This window comes from Ignavibacteriota bacterium (assembly GCA_016212665.1).
Taxonomy (GTDB): domain Bacteria; phylum Bacteroidota; class Ignavibacteria; order UBA10030; family SZUA-254; genus FW602-bin19.
This window is the reverse complement of sequence record JACREZ010000006.1, coordinates 111,185-138,144: the sequence shown is the minus strand read 5'-3', so window position 1 is coordinate 138,144 and position 26,960 is coordinate 111,185. Positions and strand designations below refer to the sequence as shown.

Here is a 26,960-nt window from a genome sequence, read left to right as displayed (position 1 = left end):
GATGGAACGACAAACGCGAATACGGAAACTGAATGCATTCCAACTGATCGAAGAAACAATTGAGTATATGAAATCGAAAAACCATGCTAAGATACTGAACGCCGCTTAATGAAAAGTTTACACAACATTTGGTTATGATTCTTCCAATCTATTTCATCCGGATGTGTAGTGTACATAACTACCGTATCGTTTTGTGTTAAGGCGAAGAGTAATGGTTTATTGTTTTTCTGCGGTGGAATAATTGGTTGATTATTCAGTGCTCGGAAAGTAGCAGTCCAAAATGAAATAGTTTCATAATCCCGCTTTCGTGTTTCTGGGTCTTCATAAATAGCAATCTTGTAGTTGCTACCGCTTTCAACAAAAACATCTTTCCGAACTTCAATAAGATTTTCGGTTGGATTTTTTACACGAACTTTTTTTATTGGAACTCGCGCACCATTTTCGGAATACATTGTAATCCATGTATCAGAGTTCTTAGCGTCAATTGCGAATGCTTTTTTCACATCACCGCCAAATTTCGAAACTCGCTCTTGTAATACGCTTCGTACTTTTGGGTCAACAATTTTTTCTAATTGGTTAGGTTTCGAAAATTTGTCAAGTGTCCATCGTGTTACAAACGTCTGCTCGCCATCTAATTTGATTGAGCCGTACAGTGTTTCTTCGTGCATTGGACCACGAATAGTAGTGGTTGTAGTTTTCAAATACCCATCGGGATACTTCACTAAGTTTTTTTGTTTTATTTTATTTGGTCGTTTCCCTACCAATCGTTTCTGATTTCGATATGAGACGATGATAGACATTATCGCTTGTTCCGCATCGGTAAGAAAGCCCCTCCACGGATGAACTTTTGCTCTGTCATTATCAAGTTTATTCATCTCGTTGAATTTACTAAACGTTGCGAGAGTGGTAACAAGCGATGGAGTGGTGCAAGCGATAACGATTGCATCAATTGAGTGATGCCTATGGTCTCCTCTGTTTTTCGTATCAATATCTCCTTTGGAGAGAATTGCATTTAATCCCCAAAGTCTTCGGAGTGTTCCCGTTGCTTGTCCATTAACCACCTGTACGCGGGGATGCATCCCTTTTTCATCCTTTGTTGGAGGTAAGAGCATTTCAAGACGAGAAGTTAGTTCACGCGCTGCATAACTTGTATTCGTGATTTGGCTATTCAGAAAATCATCGGGAATTTCAGTGGCTAAAAATCGGTAGCGTTTCCCTCCTTTGAACACTTCGACACGAGATTTAAATTCGTTCAATGCCTGCGTGCCTTTAGAAGCAAAGTATTCATACGGAAGTTTATCCCCTTTCTCCTTATTTATCCATGCTTCACAAAGACAAAGATTGGAGAACTCACTGTTCATCGTTTTGCTGTATGGCAGAATATGTTCAATCTGTATCTCCGGACTAAACAATTGTGAAAGAGATATTGTTTTTCCTGAGTATGGAGAAATTCTACCGCACTCTTTCCAGAGCGCATATTTTCTTGCATCAGTAACTTTTCCTTTTTTCAAGAATGAATCCAAATCATCCAGTGTTGGGTCTTCACATCCCATTTCCAACCAGAGTTCATATTTTCGTACCTCAGGGTCGCCGGGTTCAATAGTGTTGTGAAGGAAGTTCGATAAAAACTCCGCATGTTCTTCGCGTTGTTTTCGCTTTTGGATGGATTGATTGCGAGCCGCTTCCCGTTTATCTTTCGGTTTCTTTAACTCGCGTGCTAACTCGACACGCATCATATCAGGTTTTCCATGTTTCGCAACGATAGCGTTCACGACTCGAAATGTTTCACTTAACATTTGTTGGACAATCGGATTTCGTAATTCATTCGGTTGAAGATGAGGTACTTTCTGCAGTTCAACTGCTTTTCCCCTGACAATTTTTGTTGTCGGGTTATATCCCGCAGCAATAAAAGCGTCGTATGGCGCAAGTCCTTTACGTAAATGAGGGAGGATCTTCTTCAATGCTTTTGTAGAAAAATTACCATAACCATCCTCAAAATTGATTTCTGAATATTTGCTTATTATTTCCTCACTCAATTCCGGTAGAATTTTCTGGCTAATCTTCTTCCTAACTATTGTCTTCAATTTTTCCGTATTATCGGTGTAAGTAAGAATATGCCAAAGTTCAAAACGTTGTTGTTCCGTCAACGCATCAAATTGTTCATTTCCAAGTTCATCAATCAATCGGGCATGAGTAATGTTTCCTTTCAAATCAAATACATCATTGAAGGAGATATTTCGCGGCAAACCTAATAGTTTTTTGATGTCACTTTCAGTTGCTTTCTTCCGTTTCATAAGAAAACCGGCTGCTTTTTGTTTCTCTTCGTTTGTCAATGGTTGACCGATTCTATCTCCCTTTGCAAACCGAATCGAAGAAAGTTGTTGCCAAATTCTAAATTCCTGGAACAGAACCGAACTTTTAGGGGAACATCTCTTGCTTGGTTCGAACCGACAGCGTGCGACTGTTCCCTTCTGTGATTTTAGATTTCGTTGATAGTAAATTATTTCATCGCGAATTGTCGTTCGTAAGTTACCGGTAAGAATTGTTGGGTAAAATTTTGATTGGTTCTCCCATAAAGCATCGAACTCAGCTATATACATTTCACGTCCGACGAAACGCCCGCGTATTCTTTCAATAGGATTATCGTTGTTATGCCAATCAGGATTGAAATCAGTTTTCTTGAAAAGTGATGCGAAATATTCTCCAACAGTACGGCAGGAGTTTTTTTCAATTTCAGTCTGGAGTTCCGTGATTGCCTGCTTAACTTTTCCTTCTTCTTTCTTTGCGTCTTCTGAGGAAATAGTTTTTCTGTTGCTCTTGAATCCCCTTCGTTTGTTCAGCATTTTTAGAATGATACCAAACTGCGATAAGGTTAATTGGAAATCTAATCCTTTGACTCGGAGTTCATAGAGTTCACGGGTTGAATAAAAATCTTCGTTCGTAGGTAACATTCCATTTTTTTGTAATATCGCATCAAGGCGTTCCCTTCGTAGTTTGAACCGGTGGTATCTTCTGCGAATACCGCGCGCGATACGACGGTCAACATTTTTCGAAACTTCTTTCCCTTGTTTGAGAAAGTCATCTTCTTTCACACCCACAGGAAAAATTCTCACTCCTGTGTCAATGATTTGTACTCCATCTTCAATCAGTGCCCATCCGATAGAGTTTGTGCCAATATCTAAGCCTAATGTTTTTCCCATAAATGTCCCTTTGTTTTTTGTTTGTAATAAAAAATAATTTGTTTACATTAACACCCGAAAGCTTACTACAATAAAGATTATTCTGTAGGCTTACGCCTTGCCCCAGTTCTTCTGGGGCTTTTTATTTCGGGAGTAAAGGTAATCAATTCATTTCACTTTTTCCAAAAATAAATCTGAAAAATCTCTTGCCTTTTTCCTTTCCATCTCTTATATTTTCCCTGTAATTAATTTCCCGTTTGTCTTCTGGGAACGTAGGCAATGGGTGCATTTGAGTAGAGTTGAATGAGCGGCACGGTGTGGCTGAGGTACTCAATGGCAGGCGGGAAGGAATGGCTATCTTGGGGTAACTTTTTTCATTTTCTTCAAAAATAGACTGCTTTGGGCAGTCGCGGCTTCCACAAAACGGTTGTGGAGTTCTACGGACGAGTTGTGGAACTTCTCCGAACGGTCGTGGGACTTCTCGCCCGGATTGTCGGACGTGAGATTTGATGTCTGGTATCTTCGTCTCATTCGTTTCTGTTCAGCAATCAACACACTTTTTATACCGATTCGAATCAGCGTTCTCCCGCGCACTTCGGCTCTCACTTCTCTCGCATGTTTGTTCGGAGCGTGCGCCTTCTCAAGAATACAAATTTCGGTTCTCATTTCTCGTCTTACTTCACTCTTTGTTGTAACATTTCTCAGGCACGTTCATATTCATTCACCACCATGAGCGGAGGGAGAGATATTCCTGAAGGGGATACTTTCCGCAGGCGCAGATAATTTTAACTCACTCTTTTTTTCATAATCTATACAGGTTACAATCATGCAACAAAAAGATTTTGTGCCGCGCCCTGAAGATGAGTTAGTGCCGTGGGGTGATAATCTCACCACGAAGTTACCAACGCATCAGGCGGCATTGGAAATATCAAATACTTCAATAACCCGGCTTCAGACAGAATACGGGGCTATGAAGGATGCCATCATCGCAGTTGAAAGTGCAAAACGTACATTACAATCGCTCGTTCAGACAAAGAATGATGCGGTATCAACATTCACGAAAGACGTGCGGAACGAGGCAGCGATTGCCAAGCGCCGCACAGGGTACACCCGTGCAATCGGTGAAGACCTCGGACTCGAGCCGCCGGAATCATCGCTCGACCCGACCACCATTACTTCGGCAAAGCCGGTCTTTTTTTCCACCCATCTCCCGGATGCCATTCGTCTTGATTGGATCAAGGGGATGTTCGATGGAGTTGTCATCGAGCGCAAGCGCGGCAACGAGACAACATTCTCCGTCATCGGGCGAGATATGAAATCTCCCTTTGACGACACGGATAAAAATCTGGTTTCCGATGTACCTGAAATCCGTATTTACCGGATTCGGTATATCTTGAACGACCAATTGGTCGGTCAATGGTCGGATGAAATCCGCGTGATGGCGAATATCTCGTAATCGGCAAGAGATGTGGGGCGGGTTGGCAACTCGCCCTACATCATTAACTGAAGTTACGCAAGCATGTAATTACAAGGAAAAAATCCTAAATCATAATATCGAAACTCTAAACAAATTCTAATATCGAATGTCCAAACGATCAAATTCACCTGAAAACGGTGGTTTAGTTTTTTTGAATTTCGGGTTTGTTTCGTTTTTCGGATTTCGATATTAGGATTTTTGACGTCAAACAACGGTGTTGCGTAACTACAGTTAATGATATCGGCGTTGAATACAAGGTGAGCAAGTGACTCTACTAACCCAACTACAATTGACCAATGACGAATTACTAATAACCAAAAGATTGTCTTTGTTTTTCTCTGTTCAATGAGTATCTTGGCTACAATGCCCAAAGTAGTAGTTGGAATCTTTATAAAAAAGGAGAATGAAAACTCCGGACTCGGTTCTGTTCGGAGAGAAGTTTTACTCTGTCAGAGATTGAAAAACGCCCGATACGCTTTGAAATGGGAATTTCCCGGTGGAAAGATAGAACCGGATGAATCTCCAAAAGCTGGACTTGTGCGTGAATTGAAAGAAGAGTTGGGGATTGATGTTCGTTCCTCATTGCACATTTATCAACAGAAAAATGTATTTCCTGACGGCGGTGTGTTTGATGTCGGATATTATTTAATTGAAGATTTTTCCGGCGAGATTCGAAACAATGCGTTCGAGCAAATGACATGGGTATCAATTGAGCGACTGAACGAATTTGATATTCTCGATGGCAACCGTGATGTGATTGACAAGTTGATGGAGATGTATGCGGAAGCGTAGTGTAGATGCTTCGACTTCGCTCAGCATGACGAATTATGGACGAGCGAGTCACCCTGAGCGGAGTCGAAGGGTTCTCCAACAACATCTGCTACGCTGGTACAGGAAACATCGGAGAATCTTTCTGTGGAGGAAAACAACCGACCCGTATGAAATTCTCGTTTCGGAAATTATGCTTCAACAAACTCAGGTGAGTCGCGTGCAGGAAAAACTTCCGGTGTTCCTCAAATCATTTCCTGATTTTCCATCGCTTGCGAAGGCAACAAAGGCGGAGGTCATTCGCGCATGGCGGGGAATGGGGTACAACAACAGGGCGGTTCGGTTGAATGAGTTGGCAAAAATTGTTGTTGAACAATACGATTCAAAACTCCCTGCAACAATTGCATTACTGGAAGAACTTCCCGGCATCGGGAAATATACTTCTCATGCAGTTTCATGTTTTGGATTTCGGAAACGTGTTCCTGTCGTTGATGTGAATATCAGGCGAGTGTTATCCCGTCTGTTTTGGAAAATGAAGAAACCGGATGAGTTGAAAAGCGAAAAAGAAATCTGGCAATTTGCCGAGCAAATTCTTCCGCGTGATGCTTATACATGGAATCAGGCGTTGATGGAATTGGGTGGAAGATATTGTAAAGCAGGCAGACCGAAATGCGGAGATTGCCCGGTTGAACAAGATTGTTCTTCTCGACATCTTGGCAAGATGAAGAACGAGCGGCGTGTTTCAACAACCAAAGAAAAACTTTCTCACGGTTTGCCGAACAGAATTTGGCGCGGGAGGATTGTTGAAGCGTTACGGAATGTGAATGGAGAAGGAAGCATTTCGTTGCATAGACTTGGCAAGACAATCAAACCGGATTATTCCCGGAATGACTCTCTCTGGCTTGAATCGCTTGTAAATCAACTTTCAAATGACGGGGTTGCACAGATGTTCAAATCGAACAGCACCATAAATGTGGCGTTGGCTGAAGAATGAAGCAAGAATTTCAAATAATGTCTCCAAATGAGTTGATTGTAATACATCGTAACCTGAAACCGGTAATCCGTAACCGCTTGAAAGAGTTTCAGCAAGTGAAAACAAAAGACTACTTCTACGAACTCGCCTACTGTCTTCTCACGCCGCAATCGAAGGCGGAACATGCAGAGAAAGCGATTGCAGTTTTGCGGAAGAATAATTTTGAACGACGAGACATCAATACAGAACTGCTCCTGCATCAGAAGGAATTTTACATACGGTTTCATAAAACCAAAGCAAAACATCTGGTAGAAATGAAGCGGCAGTTTCCGAACATACTTGAGCAATGCACGAACGGAAATACGAGTCGGGAATTGCGTGAATGGCTTGTGAAGAATGTGAAAGGACTCGGCTGGAAAGAAGCATCGCACTTTCTCCGCAATATCGGTCACCGGAATCTTGCAATTCTCGACAGGCACATTCTGAAAAATCTTGTACGAGTCGGTGTGTTGAAAGAAGTCCCCAAAACACTCAATGCAAAACTGTATCTTGAAATCGAACAGAAGTTTCTCCGCTTTTCTGATGAAGCTGGAATTTCGATGGATGAACTTGACCTAACGTTTTGGAGTAGTGAGACGGGGAAAGTTCTTAAGTAGTCAGTATCTCAGGTTATAATGGTCAATGGTGAATAGTCAATTGTCATTTGTCATTTGTCATTGGTCATTAGTAAGTAGGAAGAAGAAATAACTCAAAATAATAATCTAAAAACCAAAACATGAATCAATTAACGAATTAACGAATCACTAATTAACGAATCACAAATCACCAATTAACCATTAACCAACCATGAAAGCATTAGTAATCGGAGCGGGAATGATGGGAAGCGCGGAAGCGTATGACCTTGTCAATTCCGAACATGTAGAGCAAGTAATTCTTGCAGATAAAGATGAAGCGCGGGCGAAGTCCGTTGCAAAGACGCTTGGAAACAAAGCCACCGGACGACAGATTGATGTTGCGTACTACGTTGATGTTGTAGAAGCGATGCGAGGCGTGGATGTCGTGCTTGGCGCAACGAGTTATCAACACAACGTTCTGCTGACCAATGGAGCAATCGAAGCGGGAGTTCACTTCTGCGACCTCGGCGGCAACATGGATGTTGTCTATAAGCAAATGGAACTTGATGCGAGAGCGAAACAAGCAGGAGTGTTGATTCTTCCGAACTGCGGCTTGGCGCCGGGAATGGCTTGCGCAATCGCGGCGGGCGCGGCGAAGAAGTTTAGTTCCGTTGATGAGATTCATATTCGTGTTGGTGGACTTCCGCAACATCCGCAACCGCCGCTGAATTATCAACTCGTGTTTTCTCCCGAAGGATTGGTGAATGAATATCTCGAACCGGCGGAGCGACTTCACAACGGGGAGTTGCAAACAATCGCTTCGATGCTTGATGTAGAGGAGTTAGAATTTCCGCAACCGCTTGGAAAGATGGAGGCGTTCAATACATCGGGTGGCGCTTCGACGCTCGTTCACATGTTCAAAGGAAAAGTGAAGGAGGTGGATTATAAAACGATTCGCTACAAAGGACACTGCGAGAAATTCAAAATGTTGCTTGAGTTGGGATTCGGAAGCGCAGAGCCGATTGTTCTGGGAGATAAAACATTTACGGCGAGAGAACTCTTCGAGCAAATGTTGCTGAAGAAACTTCCGATGAACGGACCGGATATTGTGTTGATGCGTGTCTCATTGAAAGGGACGCTCGATGGAGCGCAAAAAGAACTCACGTATGAAATGCTCGACTACTTCGACAAGAATCTGCACATGACTTCGATGATGCGGACAACCGCTTTCCCGACATCTATCATTGCACAGATGGCGGCAAACGGAACGATAAAGGAACGGGGCGTTCTGCCACCTGAACAATGCGTACCGCTTGAACCATTTTTGAGTGAGTTAAAAAAACGCAACATCATCATTAACGAAACGCTTTCTTAAAAAGGAGAGAAGAATGAAACGACCGCTTTCAGTAATAATTATCACTAAACATCCCGAAACGATGAAGGAAATTCACACACGGTTTGATGTACAGACGAGCCATCCTCGTTTGAAACTGCTATCTCTGTTATTCAAGGCGGCATTTAGTTCGAAGGTGATAGGTGGAAGGAAAGAGGCTGGGGCGTAGGTAATTGGTTTGTGGTTAGTGGTTAGAGGTTAGTGGTTTTAGGTTTAAATTCCTGAGTAAAATAATCACTACTAACCACTCACTAATCACCATTCACAAATGACTAATGACGATTGACTAATGACAAGGAATTTTTATATCTCAAAAGGGTTTTTGATTGTAGTTCTGCTTCTCGTTTCTTCGGAAGTTTTTTCTCAGCAAAATATTCGGGTACAATTTCTGAACGAGAACCGTTCATTGCAAGTAAACGCGATGCAGCAGGGCGCGATGTTTTTCTCTGCGAAGGGAATTGTTGATGCGTTGCGATTGAGTTCAAGAATGATTCCGGAGGCGAAGCAGTTTGAATTTCAAACGAAAGAGTATTCCGTCCGGTTGACGGCGGAGAATCCGTTTGTTCTTATCAACGATGTGAAAAATACAACAAGCATGATTCAACTTCCATTTGAGACGGTGTTAAAAGGAAGTGATTTGTTTGTGCCGGTTGAATCGTTTGTGAAGTTATTGGATGACGTTACTTCGGAAACGATAGTCTATGACAGAACGAAACAAATAATAACAATCGGAACTTCGACGAAGATTTCTGTTTCGCCATCGTTTGATATTTTGAGAGTTACTGTCGAGCAAAAAACAAACGGATATTTGTTGAGGATTGCATCGAGCAAGAAAATAACCGACTACGAAAGTTGGACAAAATCGGTTGATGACGGGACGTGGTTATACGTTACGTTGCCCGATGCCAAAGCGAACTTACAAGCGTTGAACTCGAACAAGCCGGGGGGAGTGGTAAAAGATTTTCTCGTGTTTCAATCGCCGACTTCGCTTCAACTCACATTCAAACTTGGAACGAAAGTACGAAGTACCGAATTAATGCAGGCGGAAGGAAGCAATGATATTCTTGTCGCTGTTCATCTTCCGGTAAAGGAAGTACCGAAGACAACAACGTTGGAAGAAACGCTCGAACGGACGCGCAACAAATGGAGACTTGATTGCATCGTCATAGATGCGGGACACGGCGGACATGACCCGGGAACAATCGGAGTGAAGGGGACGAAAGAGAAAAATGTTACGCTCGCCGTTGCGACGCGGCTGGGAAAACTTCTCGAACAAAATATGCCGGATGTAAAAGTTGTGTACACAAGAAAAACAGATACATTCATCGAGTTATATCGCCGGGGACAAATCGCCAATGATGCCGGAGGGAAATTATTCATCAGCATTCACTGTAACGCCGCGAGAAAAAAACCAAGCAAACCGAACGGATTTGAGATTTATTTGCTCCGTCCCGGAAAAACGGAAGATGCCGTTCACATCGCCGCGCAGGAAAATGAAGTCGTGAAGTTGGAAGAGAATTATGAACAGCGATATCAGGAGTTGACGGAAGAACAGTTCATTCTTGTAACGATGGCGCAGAGCGCGTACGTGAAATATTCGGAACAGTTTGCCGGGATACTTCAATCGGAAATGGAACGATTGCTTCCGGTAAAAGATAACGGAGTGAAGCAGGCGGGCTTTTATGTTCTCGTCGGCGCTTCGATGCCGAATGTGTTGATTGAGACCGGTTACTTATCAAACAAAAAAGAAGAGCAATTTCTGAAATCTGCCAAAGGACAAGACCAACTTGCCGCGGCGATTTATCAAGGAATAAAAAAATACAAGTTGGAATATGAGAAGTCGTTGGATGAAGGCGCAACCAATAGCAACCAACGTTAGCCGGATGAATTAAGATGAACATTACGAAGGAAATTATTCGTTCTATTTCAGAGCCAACGATTCGCTCGCGCGGTCTGAACTATTTCAAAGAGGGAAGAGTCAGAATAAAATTATTTAGCGAGAAGGAGGTCGTTGCTCAGGTAAAAGGAACGCATAGTTACCGGGTTCATGTAATTTATGATGCTGATAAAAATGATTGGGATGTTTCCTGTACATGTCCTTACGATTGGGATGATGTTTGCAAACACGTCGTCGCAACGATGTATGCGGCGATGGAAGAAAATATTTACCGTTTGAAAAAAGTAAAAACACAGACGTTCGGTGAGGATACATTTGATGCGGATGAATATCAGGATGAGTTTGAAGATGATGAAGATGAAAGCAAGCGATTTGAGGCGATAGAAAAAACAGAGGCACAGAAACCTCAGCCCGCTCAAAGTGTTCCGGTTCTAAAAAAGCCAAGCATTCCGATATGGAATAAACGGATTGATAAACTTCTTGAAAACGGGCAGACGGGAATTCCTGCATCAAATGCACAATCATGGAGATTAATTTATCAACTCGATACAACGGAATATTCTACTACGCTGAAAGCACATCGGCTGTATCAGAAAAAAGACGGAAGTGATGGTCATACGGTTCCGATCACAGGTTTGAATTCAAATGACTATGCACAAATGGATGAAATTGATAAATTAGTTTTACCGCATGTAGCTCGTCAATTCGGATTGATTGTTCATCTTTCATTTTTCTATCAAAATGAAGTGCATTTGCATGGTTTATTACAGACAATTCTACGGCAAATTCACAAGAAGGAACTCTATTTCAGTTATGGTTATGGCGGGCTGAAAGAACGGATTGAGGTGATTCCTGAAAAGGGGAAGTTCGGATTTCATTTCAATTCAAATGAGAAAAAAAATCTCTTAATAGCAAGAGTTACCATCAATGATGTTGAGTTGCCACTCTCAGAATCCATTCTTGTTCTCTCCAAACCGTTGTGGATTGTATCAAACAAAAAATTATTTGAGGTAGCCAATCTTTCGCTCGAACAATTTAATGAATTGAAAAATGCAAAATGGAAAATCGAAATTCCGAAAGATGATGATGTACGATTCAGACAGGAAATATTTCCCCGATTACTTGAACGATACCACATTTCAGGGGAAGGTTTTGCTGTGCATGAACAGGAGGCGCCATGTGTAAAAAAAATATACTTGAAGGAGGAATTCGGGGGTTTATCCGTGCGACTTGCTTGCGCGTACGACGGAGTTGAAGTTCAACCACAAAACGTAAACGAAAACATTGTCGTTGCAAAAGAAGAAAATCTGTATCACAGCATCAAACGAGATATTGAAGTTGAATCGCAAGCGCGACGTGATGTACTTGATACATATATGATGGAATCCGTTCAGAATAAATTTATTCCAAGACAAAAGCCATTGGTTTGGCTTGTTCAGCAACTACCGGTGTTAGTTGAAAAAGGCTTTGAGGTATTTGGACAGGAGGATTTGAAATCGCTGAGAGTGAGGACGGGTGGGAATATTTCGGTTGCAATCTCTTCCGGCATTGATTGGTTCGACCTTGAAATGGTTGTCGAGTTTGACGGAGTCATTGCACCGTTCAAGGAAGTGTATCAAAGTATTCAGAACGATGAGAAGTTTGTGAAACTTACGGATGGTACACTCGGCTTGATTCCCGATGAATGGCTCAAAAAATTCAAACGGGCATTTGCGCTCACCGATGCGAAAGGTTCTGAATGGAAGTTGGCGCGCGGGCATGTTTCTCTCATTGACCAACTGTTCACGGAAGCGCAGATTGTTAAGCAGGATAAATCGGTAAGTTTGTATCGGGAAAAATTCAGACAATTCAAATCAATCAAACTGAAACGACTGCATAAAGAGTTTGGCGGCTCGTTGCGCCCCTATCAAAAAGCGGGATATGATTGGTTGAATTTTCTGAACGAGTTTCAATTTAACGGCTGTCTTGCGGATGACATGGGACTTGGAAAGACGATTCAGACGCTTGCGTTGCTTCAACGGGAATATTCGAACGGAACAGTGAAGCCATCGTTGATTGTTGTGCCGACTTCGATTGTGTTCAATTGGCTGAATGAAGCGAATCGGTTTGCACCGACATTGGAGTTTTATAATCACACTGGCAATCAGCGACTGAAATCGTTGGATGAAATCAACGGGAAACAAATCATCATCACAACGTACGGAGTGTTGCGGCGCGATATCAAAACACTGAAAGATGTTGAGTTTCATTATGTCATTCTTGATGAATCACAGAACATAAAAAACCCTGCATCGCAAAACACGAAAGCGGTGAAGGTATTGCAGTCGAAGCACCGCCTTGCATTGACGGGAACGCCTGTGGAAAATAATTTGATGGAATTGTGGTCGCAGTTTGATTTTTTGAATCCCGGTTTGCTTGGCTCGCGCACGGGATTTCAAAATCAATTTGCCAAGCCCATAGAGCGGGAAAAAGATGAATCAGCCGCAGAGATGTTGAGAAAAATTGTTTACCCGTTTATTCTGCGACGGACGAAAGATGTAGTTGCAAAAGAACTCCCGCCGAAGATGGAATCAGTGGTGTACTGTGAGATGGAAAAACCGCAAGTCTCGCTCTACAATTATTGGCGCGATTATTACCGGACGGCAATTCTCAAATCAATTGATTCGGTCGGAATGCAACATTCCAAGTTTAAGGTGTTGGAGGGATTGATGAAGTTGCGACAGATTTGTTGTCACCCGCTTCTTGTCGAGCCATCGTACAAAGGAACGTCGGGGAAGTTCGAAGCGTGGAAGGAAATGGTCGGTGATTTGATTGCAGAAAATCATAAGGCGCTTGTCTTCTCTCAATTTGTAAAAATGTTGAAAGTACTTTCGGTTCATTGCGATGGACTTGAAGTGGATTATGAATATTTAGATGGTGCGACAAGGGACAGGGAAGAACGTGTCCAACGTTTCCAATCAGATGAAAATGTGAAGATGTTTCTCATCAGTTTGAAAGCGGGAGGAACCGGATTGAATTTAACTGCGGCTGATTATGTGATTCACTATGACCCGTGGTGGAATCCCGCAGTCGAAGCGCAAGCCACCGACCGGACGCATCGAATTGGTCAGACCAAAAATGTTTTCTCGTACAAACTCATCACCAAAGATTCGATTGAAGAAAAAATTCTACAACTTCAGGAGAAGAAGAAAGAACTCGTCCGTTCCATCATCACTGCGGAAGCAGGGCTGATGAAGTTGATTACGCGGGAAGATGTTGAAATGTTGTTTACCTGACAATTCTCTAACTGTTCTCATCAAACCTCGAACCAGTAACCTCAAGCCGTAATTGTCAGAAAGAAAACTCCCCGCCGAATATCCTATATAATAGAAGCACGTTCAAAAAAATAATAACCACAGCACAAACGACGGCAAGTGAAGTGGTAAACTTTTTATTCGCAAGTTCACCCATGATGTTTTCATTCTTTGTGAATTTGATGAGGGGAATAATTGCAAACGGCAGTTGAAAACTCAGACAGACCTGACTCAACACGAGTAATTGTAACGGGTCAACGTTCATTGCGATGGCGATGATTGCCGGAACCATCACGATCAATCGCATAATCAATCTTCTCAACCATGGCTTGATTTTGATTTCGAGGAATCCCTCCATCACGATTTGACCTGCCATCGTTCCTGTTGTTGAAGAGGAAATTCCGGAAGCGAGCAATGCAAGAGCAAACACAAATGCCGACATTCCACCAAACAAGACCTCAAGTGTTTTGTGTGCTTCTTCAATTGATGTAACTTCAAGACCACGTGTGAAGAATGCACCTGCCGACATAATTAAAATCGCTGAGTTGATAAACCAAGCGCCATTGAGAGCAATCACAGAATCAATTTTAGCATTACGAAGTACTTTTTTCTTTTCTTCAGTTGATGGTTGTTTGGAAAGTCTGGATTGAATGATGTTTGAATGCAGATAAAGATTGTGCGGCATCACTGTTGCCCCAAGAATTCCGATCGCAACGAGAATACTTTCCGAGTTGATATGTGGGACAACAATATGATATGGTATCAAACTCCAATCAGGCTGAGCGATAAATAATTCGACAACATAACAAAGCCCGATAGTTGCTACGAAGGTGATGATGATGTATTCAAGAGGTCGGAAGCCATAGCGTTGAAGAGATAAAATCAAAAGAACATCGAATCCGGTAATGATTGTTGCTGTAAGCAAATCTATGTTGAATAAAAGATAAATTGCAATTGCCGAACCAAGAAACTCTGCAAGGTCGGTAGCAATCATAGCAAGTTCGGCGGTGAACCAAAGAAAGATACTTGTGGGTTTGGAAAAATTATCGCGACAATTTTGTGCCAAATCTTTTCCTGTAGCTATACCGAGTTTAGCAGAGAGAGTTTGCAGGAGAATTGCCATCATGTTGCTGAGGAAAATTACCCACAACAAATTGTAACCGAATCGTGCGCCCCCTTCAATATCTGTTGCCCAATTTCCCGGGTCCATGTATCCGACGCTCACGAGAAAGGCAGGACCGAGATACCGAATCAAATCACGGTTGACTACTTTCCGAACTGAGGTAACTGAATTACGTACTCGCAGTGATGTGTCTGCAACGATTGTTTGTAAGAACATGTTTACTCCGAAACCTGAATAAAGATACTTCGCGCCATCACGGGACTCAGCGGAATTTCTCTGTTCTTTAATTTGATGATGACAGAGCCATCGAAACGAACCTTCTGTGCGACAAGAATTTTTGTATTCAGTCTTAAACCTAATTTGGAAAGAAGTTGTAACACTTCCGGGCTGTCGTCGCTTACTCGAACGATAACGCCCTCATCATCAACGTTGCAGTTGGAAAGAATTGTATAGGATATTTCAGTGAGTTCACCATCTGCTGTCGGAATCGGGTCGCCGTGCGGGTCAACTTTGGGAAAGCCGAGCGCTTTATCGAGACGGTTTTCTAATTCATCCGAGGTGACATGTTCTAATCGTTCTGCTTCGTCGTGAACTTCATCCCACGTGTAATTCAAAAAAGTCACAAGAAACATTTCCCACAAGCGATGCCGACGAACCATTTTCAGAGCGAGCCGCTTCCCGTCTTCAGTAAGTTTCACTCCCTGATATGGTTCATAGTGAAGGAGTTGACGGTCAGAAAGTTTTTTTATCATATCTGTCACAGAACCGGCGCCGACACCGAGGTGCTTTGCAAGAGAAGTAGTTAACACTGTTTCATCTTCCCGTTCTAAACGATAGATGCTTTTAATGTAATCTTCAGTAGAAGAATTTGTCATATATCAAATTTATAATTTAGGTCTGCCTAAATATATGTTTTGATATGGAGAAATCCAAGCAAAAACATAAAAAAAGGGGCTGTCTCATAAGTAAGATCAATTGTAGGCGCAACCTTTATGGTTGCGTTTCCCAATCAAAAACGCAAACGTAAAGTCTGCGGCTACATCATTATCAGACTTATGAGACAGCCCCTTCTTGCGTTTCTAAGGATAGGGGTGATTAGTGTATTGTCTTCTTTACTGCGAACAAATTATACAGTAACATGAGAATTGCAGATGCGATACCGATTGTTCCAACGATGTACCACATCATCGGGTCATAAACGATTTGTGTTGTCGAAGTAACAGCGTCTTTGACTTCGTAAAGATAATTTGAACGTAACCAATCTGCCATGTAGCCTGCGGTGAACGCGCCGATTGCAACAGGAAGAAATGCAAACCCCATAAACGTTCCGACCTGTTCTTTGGGAGCGAGAGCGCTGACATATTCATAAAATCTTGGTGATTGAGTTGCTTCACCAAGTGCGAAGAGTGCAACACCGATAATTGCAGCTGTTACAGTCGGGATTGCCCCGATGATAAACCAACATCCGCTTGCGATGAAAAAGCCAACTGTCATGGCAGTAATGGGAGACCAGCGTTTAACTAATGCTGTCACAGGAACACTTAATAAAATAATTGTCCATGCGTCAACTGTTTCTAATAGTTCAAACCGGGAGAAGTTTAACACGTTGGTAACGTAGAATGGGAAGGAATAAAAAATCTGCCAGAACATAATCCAGAAACCGGAAAATATTACTAAGAATCCAATGAACCGAACGTTAAGAAATACAGAAGCCATATCTTTGAAGACCTGACCAAATGTTTTCACATTTTTTTTCTCATCCGAGAATACGGGTTCTTTGAAAAAGATTAACGTACCTATTAACAAGAGGAATGAAGTAATTGAAGACATGACAAGAACGTATTCTATTCCATAACCTTCGCGGACATTCATTGCAATGATGGGACCAATCGCACCACCGACATTCACCAGTGTATAGTAAATAGAAAATCCAAGGGACTTCACTTCTTCTTTTGATGTTTTAGCGACCGTCCCAACGATGCAAGGTTTGATGAGAGAACCTCCAATAGCAGTAAGTATGAGGACAGAAATGACGTATGTTTTCATGCCTATTGCTTGAACGATTTCCTGGCCAATTTCTAATCCTGCTAAACCAATTAAAAAATATCCAAGTGAAAACAGTGCAAAACAAGCAATCAATGTTTTCTTGAAACCGTATTTATCTACAAAAACACCGGCAAGAATTGGTAGTGCAAAAATTGCACTCGTAAACCACCCTGAGAATTTTCCTGCATCTTCTGCTAATCCGACTTTCGTCGCTAAATAGACAGTGAGAATTGCTTTCGTTCCATAAAAAGCAAGTCTCTCGAAAAGCTCTAAAATATTAGCAATCCAAAACGTTGATGTAAATCCTTGACGAAGGGAGTCTATGCGTTGATGTAAGTTCATTATGATAATTCAATGTAAAAAAATGATGGTAGAGAAGTTACTGAAAACTAATTAATGAGGCAAGATAAAAGCACGTGTTTTGACAAAAAAACGCTTCATGAACTGAATAATATTGTCTGAACGGTAAAATTGTACCTGATAGTGGTAAAAATTACCGCATGTTATCCATTACTATTTCAGTATGTGCAGAATTAATTTGTTTTAACTTAATTATCAAAGAGTTTAATCTTGGCACGCATGTTGACAATATAACAGCCAGATTAAGAAACAAGTTTTTCAAAATTAAATAACAAATTCATAAACAATTACACAATAATATAAAGGTTTAATTATATGGGTCAGCAACAATTATTACTCATCATCTTAGGCGTCATTATCGTTGGCGTCGCAATCGCAGTCGGCATTTCCATGTTCAGCAGCCAGAGTGTGAAATCGAATCAGGATGCAATTTATTCTGATTTAGCAAATCTCGCGGCAGATGCATACCAATATAAGATTCGTCCCACCAGCATGGGTGGTGGAAATGGAACATATGCAGCATACTCAGTTGGTACAAGTTGGGGTGCAGACAATCCGAATGCAACGTACTCAATTACCACACAGACTGCAACTGTTCTTACTTTGAAAGCAGAATCAAAGCAAGTTGATGCCGCAACCGTAACTGTTACGTATGATGGTAATGGAAAAGTAACATCAGGTCCGACACCGTCCGGTTTCTAATAACCGAACTTAATTTAACTTAATCTACTTTGCCACTGGTGAATCTAATTTCGCCAGTGGCAATGTAGTTTTTAGAAAGCGAGAAAGAAAAATAAATGGGTCAGCAACAACTTTTGTTAATAATATTGGGAGTGATTATTGTCGGCGTTGCAATTCAAGTTGGAATAATGATGTTTAGCAGTCAAAGCATGAAGGCAAATCAAGATGCAATTTTGATGGACCTCACCAATCTTGCGGCAGATGTATATCAGTTCAAAATCAGACCAACAATAATGGGGGGCGGAAATGGAACATATGCAGGATACATCATCAGTGTAAATGGTCCCTGGGGAATTGAAAATCCGAATGCGACGTATGAAATCATAACACAAACAAATACGACGTTGGAACTGAAAGCAACTTCTCGTCAGATTGATGGTGCGACCATCAATATTTCATACAATGGAAATTTTAAAGTTATAGCAGGTCCTACAATGGTTGGTTTTAACTAATACATCAAACGGGTTTGAAAAATATTTTTTCTATATTGAGCCAGACAATTTTCACAAAAGTGTTTTTGTTTGGAAGTAAGAGAATATTTGTTCATACAAATTTTTCGCGTTGTCGATATAAATGGAACATAGTGATAATATTAAATGGGTGAAGTATGGGGCAACAGCAATTATTATTAATAATTCTCAGTGTGTGTATAGTTGCAGTCGCTATCGCTGTGGGAATTACAATTTACAACTCATGGTCTATCCAATCGAACAAAGATGGACTAATGAATGATTTGAGCGAGATTTCTTCGTTAGCGTATGGTTACTACTCCAGAGCGCAGATAATGGGTGGAGGAAGTGGAACGTACGTTGGTTTTGATATTCATGAAGATATCAAATCGAATGCTAATGGTGATATTACATGGGTAGTTGATGGTAGCGGTAAATCAATTACCTTTACTGCTACTTCTCGTTATGGGTTTGGAACTGTTCAAACAGTTATGAATGATAAAGGAGTATTGACAAATTTTGTCTTTACAGGTGAGTTTTAAAAATATCTTGCACGGTTAGATGTACGTTTGGGGGTGTTAATTATTTTTCATCCTATCATTTTCCTTAATAAATTCTCTCACCGTGTTAAACTAACGGGTAAATCCCTTTGGAATTCAAAGAGAATATTCAGAAAAAATAATGCTTTAGGTCACGATTAAACACTTGCTTTTTAGTCTGGGAGTCAATACATTTGTTCACAAATAATGAACAAGAACCAATTATATCAACTTTCCTTACAAATAATTTAATATACATATAGGAATATACAGTGGCAGAGTTTAGAATAGAAGGTGTTGGTACCGCCGGCAAAGTTATCCAGGGAATCCTTGAAGCAGAAAATTTAACTGCTGCAAAACAAAAAGCGCAGCAGATGGCAATGCAAAGGAAATTTAAACTTTTGAAAGTGTTGCCTCGCGTAAAATTTTTGTATAAAGTACAGAAAGCAGGGGAGAAACCCATTAAGGGTGAGCAACGCGCTTTCACGAAAGAAGAAGTACAGGAAGCGCTCACAAAACTTGGTTTCAAAGTTATTTCTATCAACAAAGAGTTGATTGATATTAGCCGTTTCATGAAACCACCAATAACCGATATTGTATCGTTTGTTCGCGTTAGCGCCGATCTACTCAGGCAAAAACTTCCCTACAACGAAATTCTCCAATTGATGGTGAATGATATTCAAAATCCGGTTCTTCGTGACGCAATCAAAGAGATAAATACAGAACTAAAACAAGGGAAAGACAGTGAAAAAGTTTTTATCAAACAAGAACCTGTTTTAGGGAAGTTTACAGCAAACATGCTGGGGCTTGCGTCTAAAAGCGGTAACATGGCTGAGATTTATGATAGCACGGCAAAATTTTTAGAACGCAGGGCTGAGTTCAAAAAAAATCTCAAAAGTGCACTCATCATGCCGATGGTTACTTTAACTGCACTTGCCGGTGCGGTAATTTATTACGTTGCATATATATTCCCATCAATGGCGGAAGTGTTTTTCAAGATGATCGGTGAGGAAGAATTTGCAAAGCAATTTCCGTGGACATATGCAACACTTCAAGCGAGTTATTTTTTGCAGGATAACTATCTCTATATTTTAATCGCTACAATTATCCCCACGATATTACTCGCCAGATATTTTACCACAGAACGGGGTTTATTCGTTCTTAATAAGTACATGCTGAAAATTCCTGTTCTTGGTCCATTATTTCACAAAACAAGTATTGAAATTTTCTGTCGTGTATTTTATGCACTCTACAGCGGCTCCGGAGAAAATATTGACGTCATTCGATTGGCGGCTGAAGCATGCGGCAATCGGTATATGGAACATCAAATTAAAAACGTTGCAATTCCGATGATGATTGAAAAAGGAGCGGGTATTACTGAATCATTTGAAGCAACCGGGGTATTCACAAAAACAGCGTTAAGTCGGTTCCATTCCGGCTCGGAAACAGGTACAGTGAAAAACACGGCTCAACAACTTGCTGAATATTATGAAAAAGAGACGACCTACAAACTTAGAAACGCAATTGATTTTATCCAATTGTGGATAAATTTAATTATCATGGTTGTACTGTTAGCGCTTACCTTAGTGTCAACAGAAACAGCAACATTCCACCCGACACAGCCGGGCGGAAAACATTAATCCTGAAGTTGGCAACAAATTTTATGAAAGTACACTATGCCTGAAATAGATATAACTGATAAAATCGGCTATACGCTTCTCAAGAAAGGAATCATTGATTATGAGACTCTTGAGAAATCGTTGAAGGTGAAAGAATCGGAGGATAAAAAGAACCGCCGAAATCTCGGTCAGATTCTTGTAACCGATTTCAGTATAGACCATGATCAGGTTTTTCGTGAGGTAGCGAACTTATATGCCTTTCGGGAAATATATCTCGGAGATGAAATCATTGATGACCAACGAATTGAATTCATCAAACGTTTTGTCGATGCCCTCCCTGAACAGCAACGTGATTTGCTGATTCAGACAAAGATGATGCCCTTAAAGTTTGACGATAAACAACCCGATAAGTTAGTCATTGTTTCGGCAGATCCGACAGACAGAAATATTCCATCTATTGCACGTAATTTTGGAGTGAAAAAATATGAGGTGTGTTTCTGTAGATTAAAAGACTTGCAAGGATTGATGGAGAAAGTTGTTCCACCGCAGAACGAATTTCTAAAAATGTTAGAAAATGCGGATGTTCAAATTAACACCGGCGAAGAAGAGGCGGCAATTGATGAAGAAGAACTCGAAGCGGAAATTAACAAGAGTGCCCTTGTTAATTTAATTGAAGGATGCATTGTTGAGGCTGTTCGACAAGGAGCAAGTGATATTCATATCGTACCAGCTGAAGGAAATAAAACTCATTTCTTATTTCGATTAGATGGTAATTTACAGGTTTGGCATACACAGGATGCTACCTTACCCGAAGCAGTTCTTGCAGTCGTAAAAGACCGTTCCAAGGGTGTTGACCGGTTCGAACGCGAAATGTCGCAAGACGGATTTATACAAAGAGTTATTGACGGACACCAAATGCGTTTTCGCGTTTCTATCATGCCGATTGTAACGACGGAATTCAAACACAAATTTGAAAGCGTCGTTATCCGAGTTCTTGATGATAGAAAAGTCATTACCGATTTGACCAAACTTGGTTTACAAGGTCCTGCAAGAGACTTTTTCTATAAAGCTATAAACAAACCGCAAGGAATTATTATTTTAACAGGACCAACAGGTTCGGGAAAATCAACAACATTGATTGCGGCACTATATCAGGTTATTGACCCGACCGTGAATGTTCTAACAATTGAGGAGCCGGTTGAATACATTATCAGGGGCGCACGCCAATTAAAAATTGGTCCAAAAATGTCATTCGAACAATCTATTCGAGGTATTCTTCGACATGACCCGGACATCGTTCTTGTTGGTGAAATGCGCGATAAAGTAACAGCCGAAACAGCAATTAAACTCGCAAACACGGGACATCTTGTTTTCTCAACACTGCACACTAATGATGCACCAAGCGCTGTTGCCCGTCTCTATAAAATGGGAATCGAACCGTTCCTCATTGCATATGCAATCAATATAATTGTTGCACAGCGATTAATTCGTACACTTTGTAAGTTGTGTAAACGTCCAATCTCTGAAGGTGATAAAGATGGATTTTTAAAATTTGGATTTACAGAAGAAGATCTAAAAAATTATGTTTTTTATGAAGCAGTCGGTTGTGAGAAATGTAACGGTGGATATAAGGGAAGAGCGGCTATTCATGAAGCTCTCTATTTTACAAAAGAAATCAAGAACATTATTCTTGAAGCCGGAGAAAAGGTTGATGAGAATAAAATTCGGGACCAGGCTGCAAAGGATGGAATGTGGACACTCCGTCGTTCCGGTATGGAACGGATGAAGGAAGGGATGACCACACTTGAAGAAGTTATTGCAACAACAGTTGAAGAAGATTAACTGCACTCATGTAATGAACTCAACAAACCCTGATTGAAAAATCAGGGTTTGTTATTTAAGAGATTCTCTTTCGGTGAAGTTATATTATTGATGACTGCTATCACTACGAAAACTGAAATTCAATCAATAGCATGATATTCAGCACAGGGGGTGTTGAAACTGAAAGTTAAATCAATTATACTGTAGCAGAATTTATGAAAGGTTTATTATGAATACAGGTCAAATGTTAGCAGTGTTGGTTGCTCTCTGTCTGTTAGGGGTAGTGAGTTTAACCAATAACACGTTAATGATTTCCAAGACAAAAACGATGCTTGAGGCAGAAGCAAGTTTAAATGCGATTTCGATTGCTCAAACTCTCATTGATGAAATCATGACAAAGAATTATGATTTGGCAACAATTACGAAGAAAGTTGTGAATGCCGGTGATTTCACATCCTCCGAGAGCCTTGGTCCGAACGAAACGGAAAAGAAGAGTGTCCCGTTACCTGATGTAGGTCCCACGTTTCGCTCAATTAAGTATTATAATGACATAGACGATTATGATGGATATCGTCGAATTGTTTCTACACCTAAAATGGGAAATTTTACCCTTCTTGTTGATATATATTATGTGTCTGAAATTTATCCTGACCAATTATCGAAGGATGCAACATTTCATAAAAAAATTGTTGTGAGTGTTTCACACCTCAATCTTGCTAAGTCTCTATACTTATCGGATATATCTGTGTACAGGCGGTATTTCTAAATTCATCATGAAAATAAAGGCAATCATAAAAACAAGAGAAAGTCGAAAGGGATAACTATGTCCACCATGTTTGATATTATTGGCTCAGTCATCGCGTTGGGAATCATCACGTTAATGATTACAACGATGAACATTGGCTTGACGAAAGAAACGTACAAAACCAACAACACAATGCAACTTCAGTTTGAAGCAATACAACTTGCACGCATTATTGAATTTGATGTTTATAAAGTTGGATATCGTTCCGGGAAACAAAAAATAATAAATGCCGATTCTATAAGTTTTAAATTCAGAGCAAATTTATTCGATGCAACTGGTGATACGGATGTTGTCGAATACAAAGTAGCGGATCCTGAATTCAAGCCCGAAAAAGGACCAATATACAAGCGATTAATTCGCAAAGTGAACAATGATACACTCGCGATTAACAACAACGTACTGAGATTTACCTTATCGTATTTCACTTCGAAGGATTCACAGTTGTCTGTTCCTGTTTCAGGTGCATGGAAAGATAGTATCAAATCGGTAAAAGTGTATTTAACGCTGGAATCGTTTGATGCACTTGACTCAACGTTTATCGGCGCATTTTATAGTAAATGGATTTATCCAAGAAATTTATGATCAAGATAAATTATTGTTTTTTTGAAAGGAATACAGTATGGGTAAACTTGCTCTCTTAATGGTAATGGCTGTTGGTCTTGCAGTCGGCGTGGTTGGATACACAATTAACGGTTCGAAAATGAGTGTCATTTCTCGAGTTGCAGGATTTCATAAATACACGAGCGCCCGGAATATTGCACACTCTGCAGTGAATATGACACTTCGGGCTTTTGACAGGAATGATACTTCTGTTATTAATCCTCTTGAAAAGGGAAAACAAGTAACAATCAAACGTGCAATGATGGACGGTCAATCTTCGGTAACAATTTCCCTTCCTGCATCGCTTAAACGAGATACACTCGATTTGATAAGTCAATCCACTTTTATGGATAGTGTTTATCGGATGAAACTACGATTACGAAGAACTCCTAAACCATTTCCAATGGTGAACGCATGTGTTGGTTTTGCTTCAGCCGGAATAGTGTACGCAACGGATGGCAAACCACATTCGATTTCAGGCTTGAATTACAACATGGATGGTACGCGTGGAAATACTGCGCTTGATACTAATGGAATTGCAACAAAGACTTCGGCTGATAGTGCAACGGTAGCATTCGATGCCCCATTCATACAAGGTGATCCATACAAAATCAAAGTAGAACCTCCGGACGACCCATCATCGTATGTGGGCGAATATATTAACATGGCTGATTATGTTTTCCCGGATGGAAGTAGCAACAACGGAACGTATGGTACTCCTTCGGCGCCAATCATTGCCTATGCAAAAGGAAATGTTAAGTTGGGTGGAAACGGAAAATTGTATGGTGTTTTAATTGTTAATGGCTCATTGGATTTTAACGGGACATTCAACATCTATGGTCTTGTGCTTTGTTATGGAAGTGATATTGTAATTTCGGTTTCAACTTCTGCCGGTAATCCATCGCTTTATGGTGGTTTAATTATGAGCGGCGCAACCGGAAGTAAGTTTACACTCAAGGGAACTCCTCAAATGTATTATAGTTATGAAGCGTTGGAGATGGCAAAGTATATAGGAAAGATGCAAGCCTACCAGGTGGTGTGGTGGTATTATGAATAAGTAAGAAACAACTATACTCCTTCGAAGCCATGCAACTTACACTTACGGGTTGCATGGCTTTTTCATTTTAATAAAGAGTAATTTGTATGAAAAATTGCTTTGGTTTTCTATTTGATTCTTTCTATATTTGCAACCGCATTTATGAAGTCATGCATCCGTCTTGGTTACAATGACCAAACGTACTCACAATTTTTCTCCAGAATTCCTCATCAATTATGCTAACAGAATTCGGACGAGTTTTTATTTTCTTTATTGTCGGAGCTATCTTTGTTTTAGGTGGACTTGTGTTTGCCTGGATTATCCGACCTCATCGTTGGTATCCGAACAAATTAACAACGTATGAATGTGGCGAAGAAGCCGTTGGTAGCCCATGGGTGAAATTCAACATTCGCTTCTACGTTACCGCTCTTATCTTTTTAATTTTTGATGTTGAAGTCGTGTTTTTATTTCCTTGGGCAGTTGTTTATAAAAACCTCGGTATGTTTGCCTTTGTAGAAATGATGATTTTCCTGTCAATACTCATTGTCGGGTACGCCTATGTTTGGGGAAAAGGCGATTTAGAATGGGATAAACCGGTTCCTGAAATACCAACTTCTCCAAAACAACAACTTACTAAGCAACCAATCGTTTCATTTTCCGAAGAAGTTACCGCTTAATTTTATGGGTTTATTAGATAAACAATTCAACGACAGCAATGTTATCATTACTTCCATGGACAGCTTGCTGAACTGGGCAAGACTTTCTTCTCTCTGGGGAATGCAATTCGGTCTTGCCTGTTGCGCTATTGAAATGATGGCGACAGGCGCTTCACACTACGACCTTGACAGATTCGGAATTTTCTTTCGTGGGACCCCGCGCCAATCAGATGTGATGATTGTCGCCGGAACTGTTACATTGAAAATGGCAAGCCGTATCAAACGGTTGTACGACCAAATGTCGGAGCCGCGCTATGTAATTTCGATGGGAAGTTGTTCCAACTGTGGCGGTCCGTATTGGGAACATGGTTACCATGTTTTAAAAGGTGTAGATAGAATTATTCCGGTTGATGTGTATGTTCCCGGTTGTCCGCCTCGACCTGAAGCCTTAATTGAAGGATTGATGAAACTTCAGGAAAAAATTCGAAAAGAAAGTTTAGCAAAGAAGAGTGCGTAGATGAGTAGGGTCGTGAGAGCAAAAGGGAAAACCCCGATACATTCGTTCAAAAGAATTGAACGAATTTTTCCACCTTTGCTTACTGTGTATATTCTTCAAGATGAAAACCGATTCATGGCTAAGTGTACTGAACTGGATTTAATAACCGAGATGGACGATAAAGAAAAAGCCCTTGATGCAATGTTAGAAGTCATTTCTGAATATGCAAATGATTATAATAAAAGAAAGCAAGTATTTTCTTCGAGTCCGAATCGTGCACATCATCTTCCTTACATTGATGTAATCTCGAAATGCAAATCAAAATGGGATCTACTCGAAATGGTAAACGTAAAGTATGGCCACATACAATTACAAGCAGTTGCGTAAAGCGCTCAGGAAAGCAGGATTTCAAATGATTCGTTCCGAGAAACATGAGACGTGGGAAAAAATTGTCGAGAATGGAGATATTCTTCAAGTGCGTGTAAGCCATAAAGGACATCGCGATATTCCAAAAGGAACATTCTATGAAATGCTCAGACAAATGGGCATTAATGAAATAGAATTTCGTGAATTGATTTAAAACAAATATAAATGACTCCTCAAGAAATTATAGAAAAACTCAAATCAACATTTGGTGAAATCATCACCGATGCGAAAGCAGAAGGTGTTGTTGAGCCGTTTGTAAAAGTCAAAGCGGAATCAATGAAAGATGTGGCGCTTTTTCTTCGCGATGATACAGACTTGCAATTAGATTTTTTAATGTGCCTGAGTGGCATTGATTTGGGGAAGGGCAATCTCGGAGTTGTATATAATCTTGCTTCGATGAACAAAAAGCACAAGATGACAATCAAGGTAGAAGTACCAAGAGACAAAGCAGAAGTTCCATCGGTTGAATCGGTCTGGAAGACGGCGAACTGGCACGAGCGTGAAGCATACGATCTGGTTGGAATTACATTTACCGGTCATCCCGATTTGCGCCGCATACTTCTTCCGACAGATTGGGAAGGACATCCGCTCAGAAAAGATTACAAAGTACCTGAGTATTATCAAGGAATGAAAGTTCCATACTGATTGA

General features: G+C 40.8%; 26 protein-coding genes. 21 read left to right on the top strand and 5 right to left on the bottom strand.

Translation table 11 applies throughout. The annotated features are described in order from the left end of the window. Nucleotides 1-86: 86 nt before the first annotated feature. Both cas9 and HY960_02450 read right to left on the bottom strand, forming a co-directional pair. Entirely contained in the window at nt 87-3,200 is a 3,114-nt protein-coding gene (cas9, locus tag HY960_02455) for a type II CRISPR RNA-guided endonuclease Cas9 (GenBank protein ID MBI5214594.1), read from the bottom strand. Nucleotides 3,201-3,533: 333 nt separating this feature from the next. Continuing rightward, on the bottom strand, nt 3,534-3,845 hold the full coding sequence (locus HY960_02450; protein ID MBI5214593.1) for a hypothetical protein: 312 nt from the start codon (nt 3,843-3,845) through the stop codon (nt 3,534-3,536). Nucleotides 3,846-4,005: 160 nt separating this feature from the next. Between HY960_02450 and HY960_02445 the strand changes: the two genes are divergently transcribed. From HY960_02445 to HY960_02410, 8 genes are all read left to right on the top strand, one after another. Then, nucleotides 4,006-4,635, top strand: a complete 630-nt coding sequence (locus HY960_02445) for a hypothetical protein (protein MBI5214592.1) — start codon at nt 4,006-4,008, stop codon at nt 4,633-4,635. Between the two features lie 384 nt (nt 4,636-5,019). Then, complete coding sequence (locus HY960_02440) at nt 5,020-5,448, top strand: (deoxy)nucleoside triphosphate pyrophosphohydrolase (protein MBI5214591.1); 429 nt, start codon at nt 5,020-5,022, stop codon at nt 5,446-5,448. Beyond that, a complete protein-coding gene (locus tag HY960_02435) occupies nt 5,435-6,418 on the top strand; it encodes an A/G-specific adenine glycosylase (protein MBI5214590.1) in 984 nt (327 codons plus the stop codon). The genes HY960_02440 and HY960_02435 overlap by 14 nt, the downstream gene beginning before the upstream one ends. Further along, nucleotides 6,415-7,053: an N-glycosylase/DNA lyase gene (locus tag HY960_02430; protein MBI5214589.1), complete on the top strand. Its 639-nt coding sequence runs from the start codon at nt 6,415-6,417 to the stop codon at nt 7,051-7,053. The genes HY960_02435 and HY960_02430 overlap by 4 nt, the downstream gene beginning before the upstream one ends. A 190-nt stretch (nt 7,054-7,243) precedes the next feature. Then, nucleotides 7,244-8,386 (top strand): saccharopine dehydrogenase NADP-binding domain-containing protein, encoded by a 1,143-nt coding sequence (locus tag HY960_02425; protein MBI5214588.1) that lies wholly within the window; start codon nt 7,244-7,246, stop codon nt 8,384-8,386. Nucleotides 8,387-8,399: 13 nt separating this feature from the next. Then, nucleotides 8,400-8,573 (top strand): hypothetical protein, encoded by a 174-nt coding sequence (locus tag HY960_02420; GenBank protein ID MBI5214587.1) that lies wholly within the window; start codon nt 8,400-8,402, stop codon nt 8,571-8,573. Nucleotides 8,574-8,693: 120 nt separating this feature from the next. Then, entirely contained in the window at nt 8,694-10,283 is a 1,590-nt protein-coding gene (locus HY960_02415) for an N-acetylmuramoyl-L-alanine amidase (GenBank protein ID MBI5214586.1), read from the top strand. Between the two features lie 14 nt (nt 10,284-10,297). After that, nucleotides 10,298-13,576, top strand: a complete 3,279-nt coding sequence (locus tag HY960_02410) for an SNF2 helicase associated domain-containing protein (protein ID MBI5214585.1) — start codon at nt 10,298-10,300, stop codon at nt 13,574-13,576. 55 nt (nt 13,577-13,631) lie between these two features. Here the strand turns inward: HY960_02410 and HY960_02405 are convergent, their stop codons facing one another. From HY960_02405 to HY960_02395, 3 genes are all read right to left on the bottom strand, one after another. Next, complete coding sequence (locus tag HY960_02405) at nt 13,632-14,933, bottom strand: Nramp family divalent metal transporter (protein ID MBI5214584.1); 1,302 nt, start codon at nt 14,931-14,933, stop codon at nt 13,632-13,634. Nucleotides 14,934-14,935: 2 nt separating this feature from the next. Next, entirely contained in the window at nt 14,936-15,592 is a 657-nt protein-coding gene (locus HY960_02400; protein MBI5214583.1) for a metal-dependent transcriptional regulator, read from the bottom strand. 220 nt (nt 15,593-15,812) lie between these two features. Then, nucleotides 15,813-17,105 (bottom strand): MFS transporter, encoded by a 1,293-nt coding sequence (locus tag HY960_02395; protein ID MBI5214582.1) that lies wholly within the window; start codon nt 17,103-17,105, stop codon nt 15,813-15,815. Nucleotides 17,106-17,438: 333 nt separating this feature from the next. Between HY960_02395 and HY960_02390 the strand changes: the two genes are divergently transcribed. From HY960_02390 to HY960_02330, 13 genes are all read left to right on the top strand, one after another. Next, entirely contained in the window at nt 17,439-17,825 is a 387-nt protein-coding gene (locus tag HY960_02390) for a hypothetical protein (GenBank protein MBI5214581.1), read from the top strand. Nucleotides 17,826-17,920: 95 nt separating this feature from the next. Further along, entirely contained in the window at nt 17,921-18,316 is a 396-nt protein-coding gene (locus HY960_02385; protein MBI5214580.1) for a hypothetical protein, read from the top strand. Between the two features lie 155 nt (nt 18,317-18,471). After that, nucleotides 18,472-18,855, top strand: coding sequence for a hypothetical protein (locus HY960_02380; protein MBI5214579.1), 384 nt, complete (start codon nt 18,472-18,474; stop codon nt 18,853-18,855). Between the two features lie 269 nt (nt 18,856-19,124). After that, the gene (locus HY960_02375; GenBank protein ID MBI5214578.1) at nt 19,125-20,492 is read left to right on the top strand and encodes a type II secretion system F family protein; all 1,368 of its coding nucleotides are present in this window, start codon (nt 19,125-19,127) and stop codon (nt 20,490-20,492) included. A gap of 36 nt (nt 20,493-20,528) precedes the next feature. After that, nucleotides 20,529-22,313, top strand: a complete 1,785-nt coding sequence (gene tadA, locus HY960_02370; protein ID MBI5214577.1) for a Flp pilus assembly complex ATPase component TadA — start codon at nt 20,529-20,531, stop codon at nt 22,311-22,313. A gap of 208 nt (nt 22,314-22,521) precedes the next feature. After that, on the top strand, nt 22,522-23,058 hold the full coding sequence (locus tag HY960_02365; GenBank protein MBI5214576.1) for a hypothetical protein: 537 nt from the start codon (nt 22,522-22,524) through the stop codon (nt 23,056-23,058). 57 nt (nt 23,059-23,115) lie between these two features. After that, the gene (locus HY960_02360) at nt 23,116-23,679 is read left to right on the top strand and encodes a hypothetical protein (protein MBI5214575.1); all 564 of its coding nucleotides are present in this window, start codon (nt 23,116-23,118) and stop codon (nt 23,677-23,679) included. A 37-nt stretch (nt 23,680-23,716) separates the two neighbouring features. After that, a complete protein-coding gene (locus HY960_02355; protein MBI5214574.1) occupies nt 23,717-24,754 on the top strand; it encodes a hypothetical protein in 1,038 nt (345 codons plus the stop codon). Between the two features lie 215 nt (nt 24,755-24,969). Then, nucleotides 24,970-25,410: an NADH-quinone oxidoreductase subunit A gene (locus HY960_02350; protein MBI5214573.1), complete on the top strand. Its 441-nt coding sequence runs from the start codon at nt 24,970-24,972 to the stop codon at nt 25,408-25,410. Nucleotides 25,411-25,414: 4 nt separating this feature from the next. Then, nucleotides 25,415-25,906, top strand: coding sequence for an NADH-quinone oxidoreductase subunit NuoB (gene nuoB, locus HY960_02345; GenBank protein MBI5214572.1), 492 nt, complete (start codon nt 25,415-25,417; stop codon nt 25,904-25,906). Nucleotides 25,907-26,020: 114 nt separating this feature from the next. Then, entirely contained in the window at nt 26,021-26,272 is a 252-nt protein-coding gene (locus HY960_02340; GenBank protein MBI5214571.1) for a hypothetical protein, read from the top strand. Continuing rightward, nucleotides 26,241-26,465: a type II toxin-antitoxin system HicA family toxin gene (locus tag HY960_02335; protein ID MBI5214570.1), complete on the top strand. Its 225-nt coding sequence runs from the start codon at nt 26,241-26,243 to the stop codon at nt 26,463-26,465. Before HY960_02340 ends, HY960_02335 begins: the two co-directional genes overlap by 32 nt. Nucleotides 26,466-26,476: 11 nt before the next feature. Then, nucleotides 26,477-26,956: an NADH-quinone oxidoreductase subunit C gene (locus HY960_02330; GenBank protein MBI5214569.1), complete on the top strand. Its 480-nt coding sequence runs from the start codon at nt 26,477-26,479 to the stop codon at nt 26,954-26,956. Nucleotides 26,957-26,960: the final 4 nt, after the last annotated feature.

Coding starts and splice junctions, on each gene's coding strand:
- HY960_02340 (MBI5214571.1), top strand. CDS start 26,021: ATGGCTAAGTGTACTGAACTGGATTTAATAACCGAGATGGACGATAAA.
- HY960_02435 (MBI5214590.1), top strand. CDS start 5,435: ATGCGGAAGCGTAGTGTAGATGCTTCGACTTCGCTCAGCATGACGAAT.
- HY960_02425 (MBI5214588.1), top strand. CDS start 7,244: ATGAAAGCATTAGTAATCGGAGCGGGAATGATGGGAAGCGCGGAAGCG.
- HY960_02420 (MBI5214587.1), top strand. CDS start 8,400: ATGAAACGACCGCTTTCAGTAATAATTATCACTAAACATCCCGAAACG.
- HY960_02440 (MBI5214591.1), top strand. CDS start 5,020: ATGCCCAAAGTAGTAGTTGGAATCTTTATAAAAAAGGAGAATGAAAAC.
- HY960_02365 (MBI5214576.1), top strand. CDS start 22,522: ATGAATACAGGTCAAATGTTAGCAGTGTTGGTTGCTCTCTGTCTGTTA.
- HY960_02430 (MBI5214589.1), top strand. CDS start 6,415: ATGAAGCAAGAATTTCAAATAATGTCTCCAAATGAGTTGATTGTAATA.
- HY960_02380 (MBI5214579.1), top strand. CDS start 18,472: ATGGGGCAACAGCAATTATTATTAATAATTCTCAGTGTGTGTATAGTT.
- HY960_02395 (MBI5214582.1), bottom strand. CDS start 17,105: ATGAACTTACATCAACGCATAGACTCCCTTCGTCAAGGATTTACATCA.
- HY960_02360 (MBI5214575.1), top strand. CDS start 23,116: ATGTCCACCATGTTTGATATTATTGGCTCAGTCATCGCGTTGGGAATC.
- HY960_02385 (MBI5214580.1), top strand. CDS start 17,921: ATGGGTCAGCAACAACTTTTGTTAATAATATTGGGAGTGATTATTGTC.
- HY960_02350 (MBI5214573.1), top strand. CDS start 24,970: ATGCTAACAGAATTCGGACGAGTTTTTATTTTCTTTATTGTCGGAGCT.
- HY960_02410 (MBI5214585.1), top strand. CDS start 10,298: ATGAACATTACGAAGGAAATTATTCGTTCTATTTCAGAGCCAACGATT.
- HY960_02355 (MBI5214574.1), top strand. CDS start 23,717: ATGGGTAAACTTGCTCTCTTAATGGTAATGGCTGTTGGTCTTGCAGTC.
- HY960_02400 (MBI5214583.1), bottom strand. CDS start 15,592: ATGACAAATTCTTCTACTGAAGATTACATTAAAAGCATCTATCGTTTA.
- nuoB (MBI5214572.1), top strand. CDS start 25,415: ATGGGTTTATTAGATAAACAATTCAACGACAGCAATGTTATCATTACT.
- HY960_02415 (MBI5214586.1), top strand. CDS start 8,694: ATGACAAGGAATTTTTATATCTCAAAAGGGTTTTTGATTGTAGTTCTG.
- HY960_02405 (MBI5214584.1), bottom strand. CDS start 14,933: ATGTTCTTACAAACAATCGTTGCAGACACATCACTGCGAGTACGTAAT.
- tadA (MBI5214577.1), top strand. CDS start 20,529: ATGCCTGAAATAGATATAACTGATAAAATCGGCTATACGCTTCTCAAG.
- HY960_02335 (MBI5214570.1), top strand. CDS start 26,241: ATGGCCACATACAATTACAAGCAGTTGCGTAAAGCGCTCAGGAAAGCA.
- HY960_02390 (MBI5214581.1), top strand. CDS start 17,439: ATGGGTCAGCAACAATTATTACTCATCATCTTAGGCGTCATTATCGTT.
- HY960_02330 (MBI5214569.1), top strand. CDS start 26,477: ATGACTCCTCAAGAAATTATAGAAAAACTCAAATCAACATTTGGTGAA.
- cas9 (MBI5214594.1), bottom strand. CDS start 3,200: ATGGGAAAAACATTAGGCTTAGATATTGGCACAAACTCTATCGGATGG.
- HY960_02450 (MBI5214593.1), bottom strand. CDS start 3,845: ATGAGAACCGAAATTTGTATTCTTGAGAAGGCGCACGCTCCGAACAAA.
- HY960_02445 (MBI5214592.1), top strand. CDS start 4,006: ATGCAACAAAAAGATTTTGTGCCGCGCCCTGAAGATGAGTTAGTGCCG.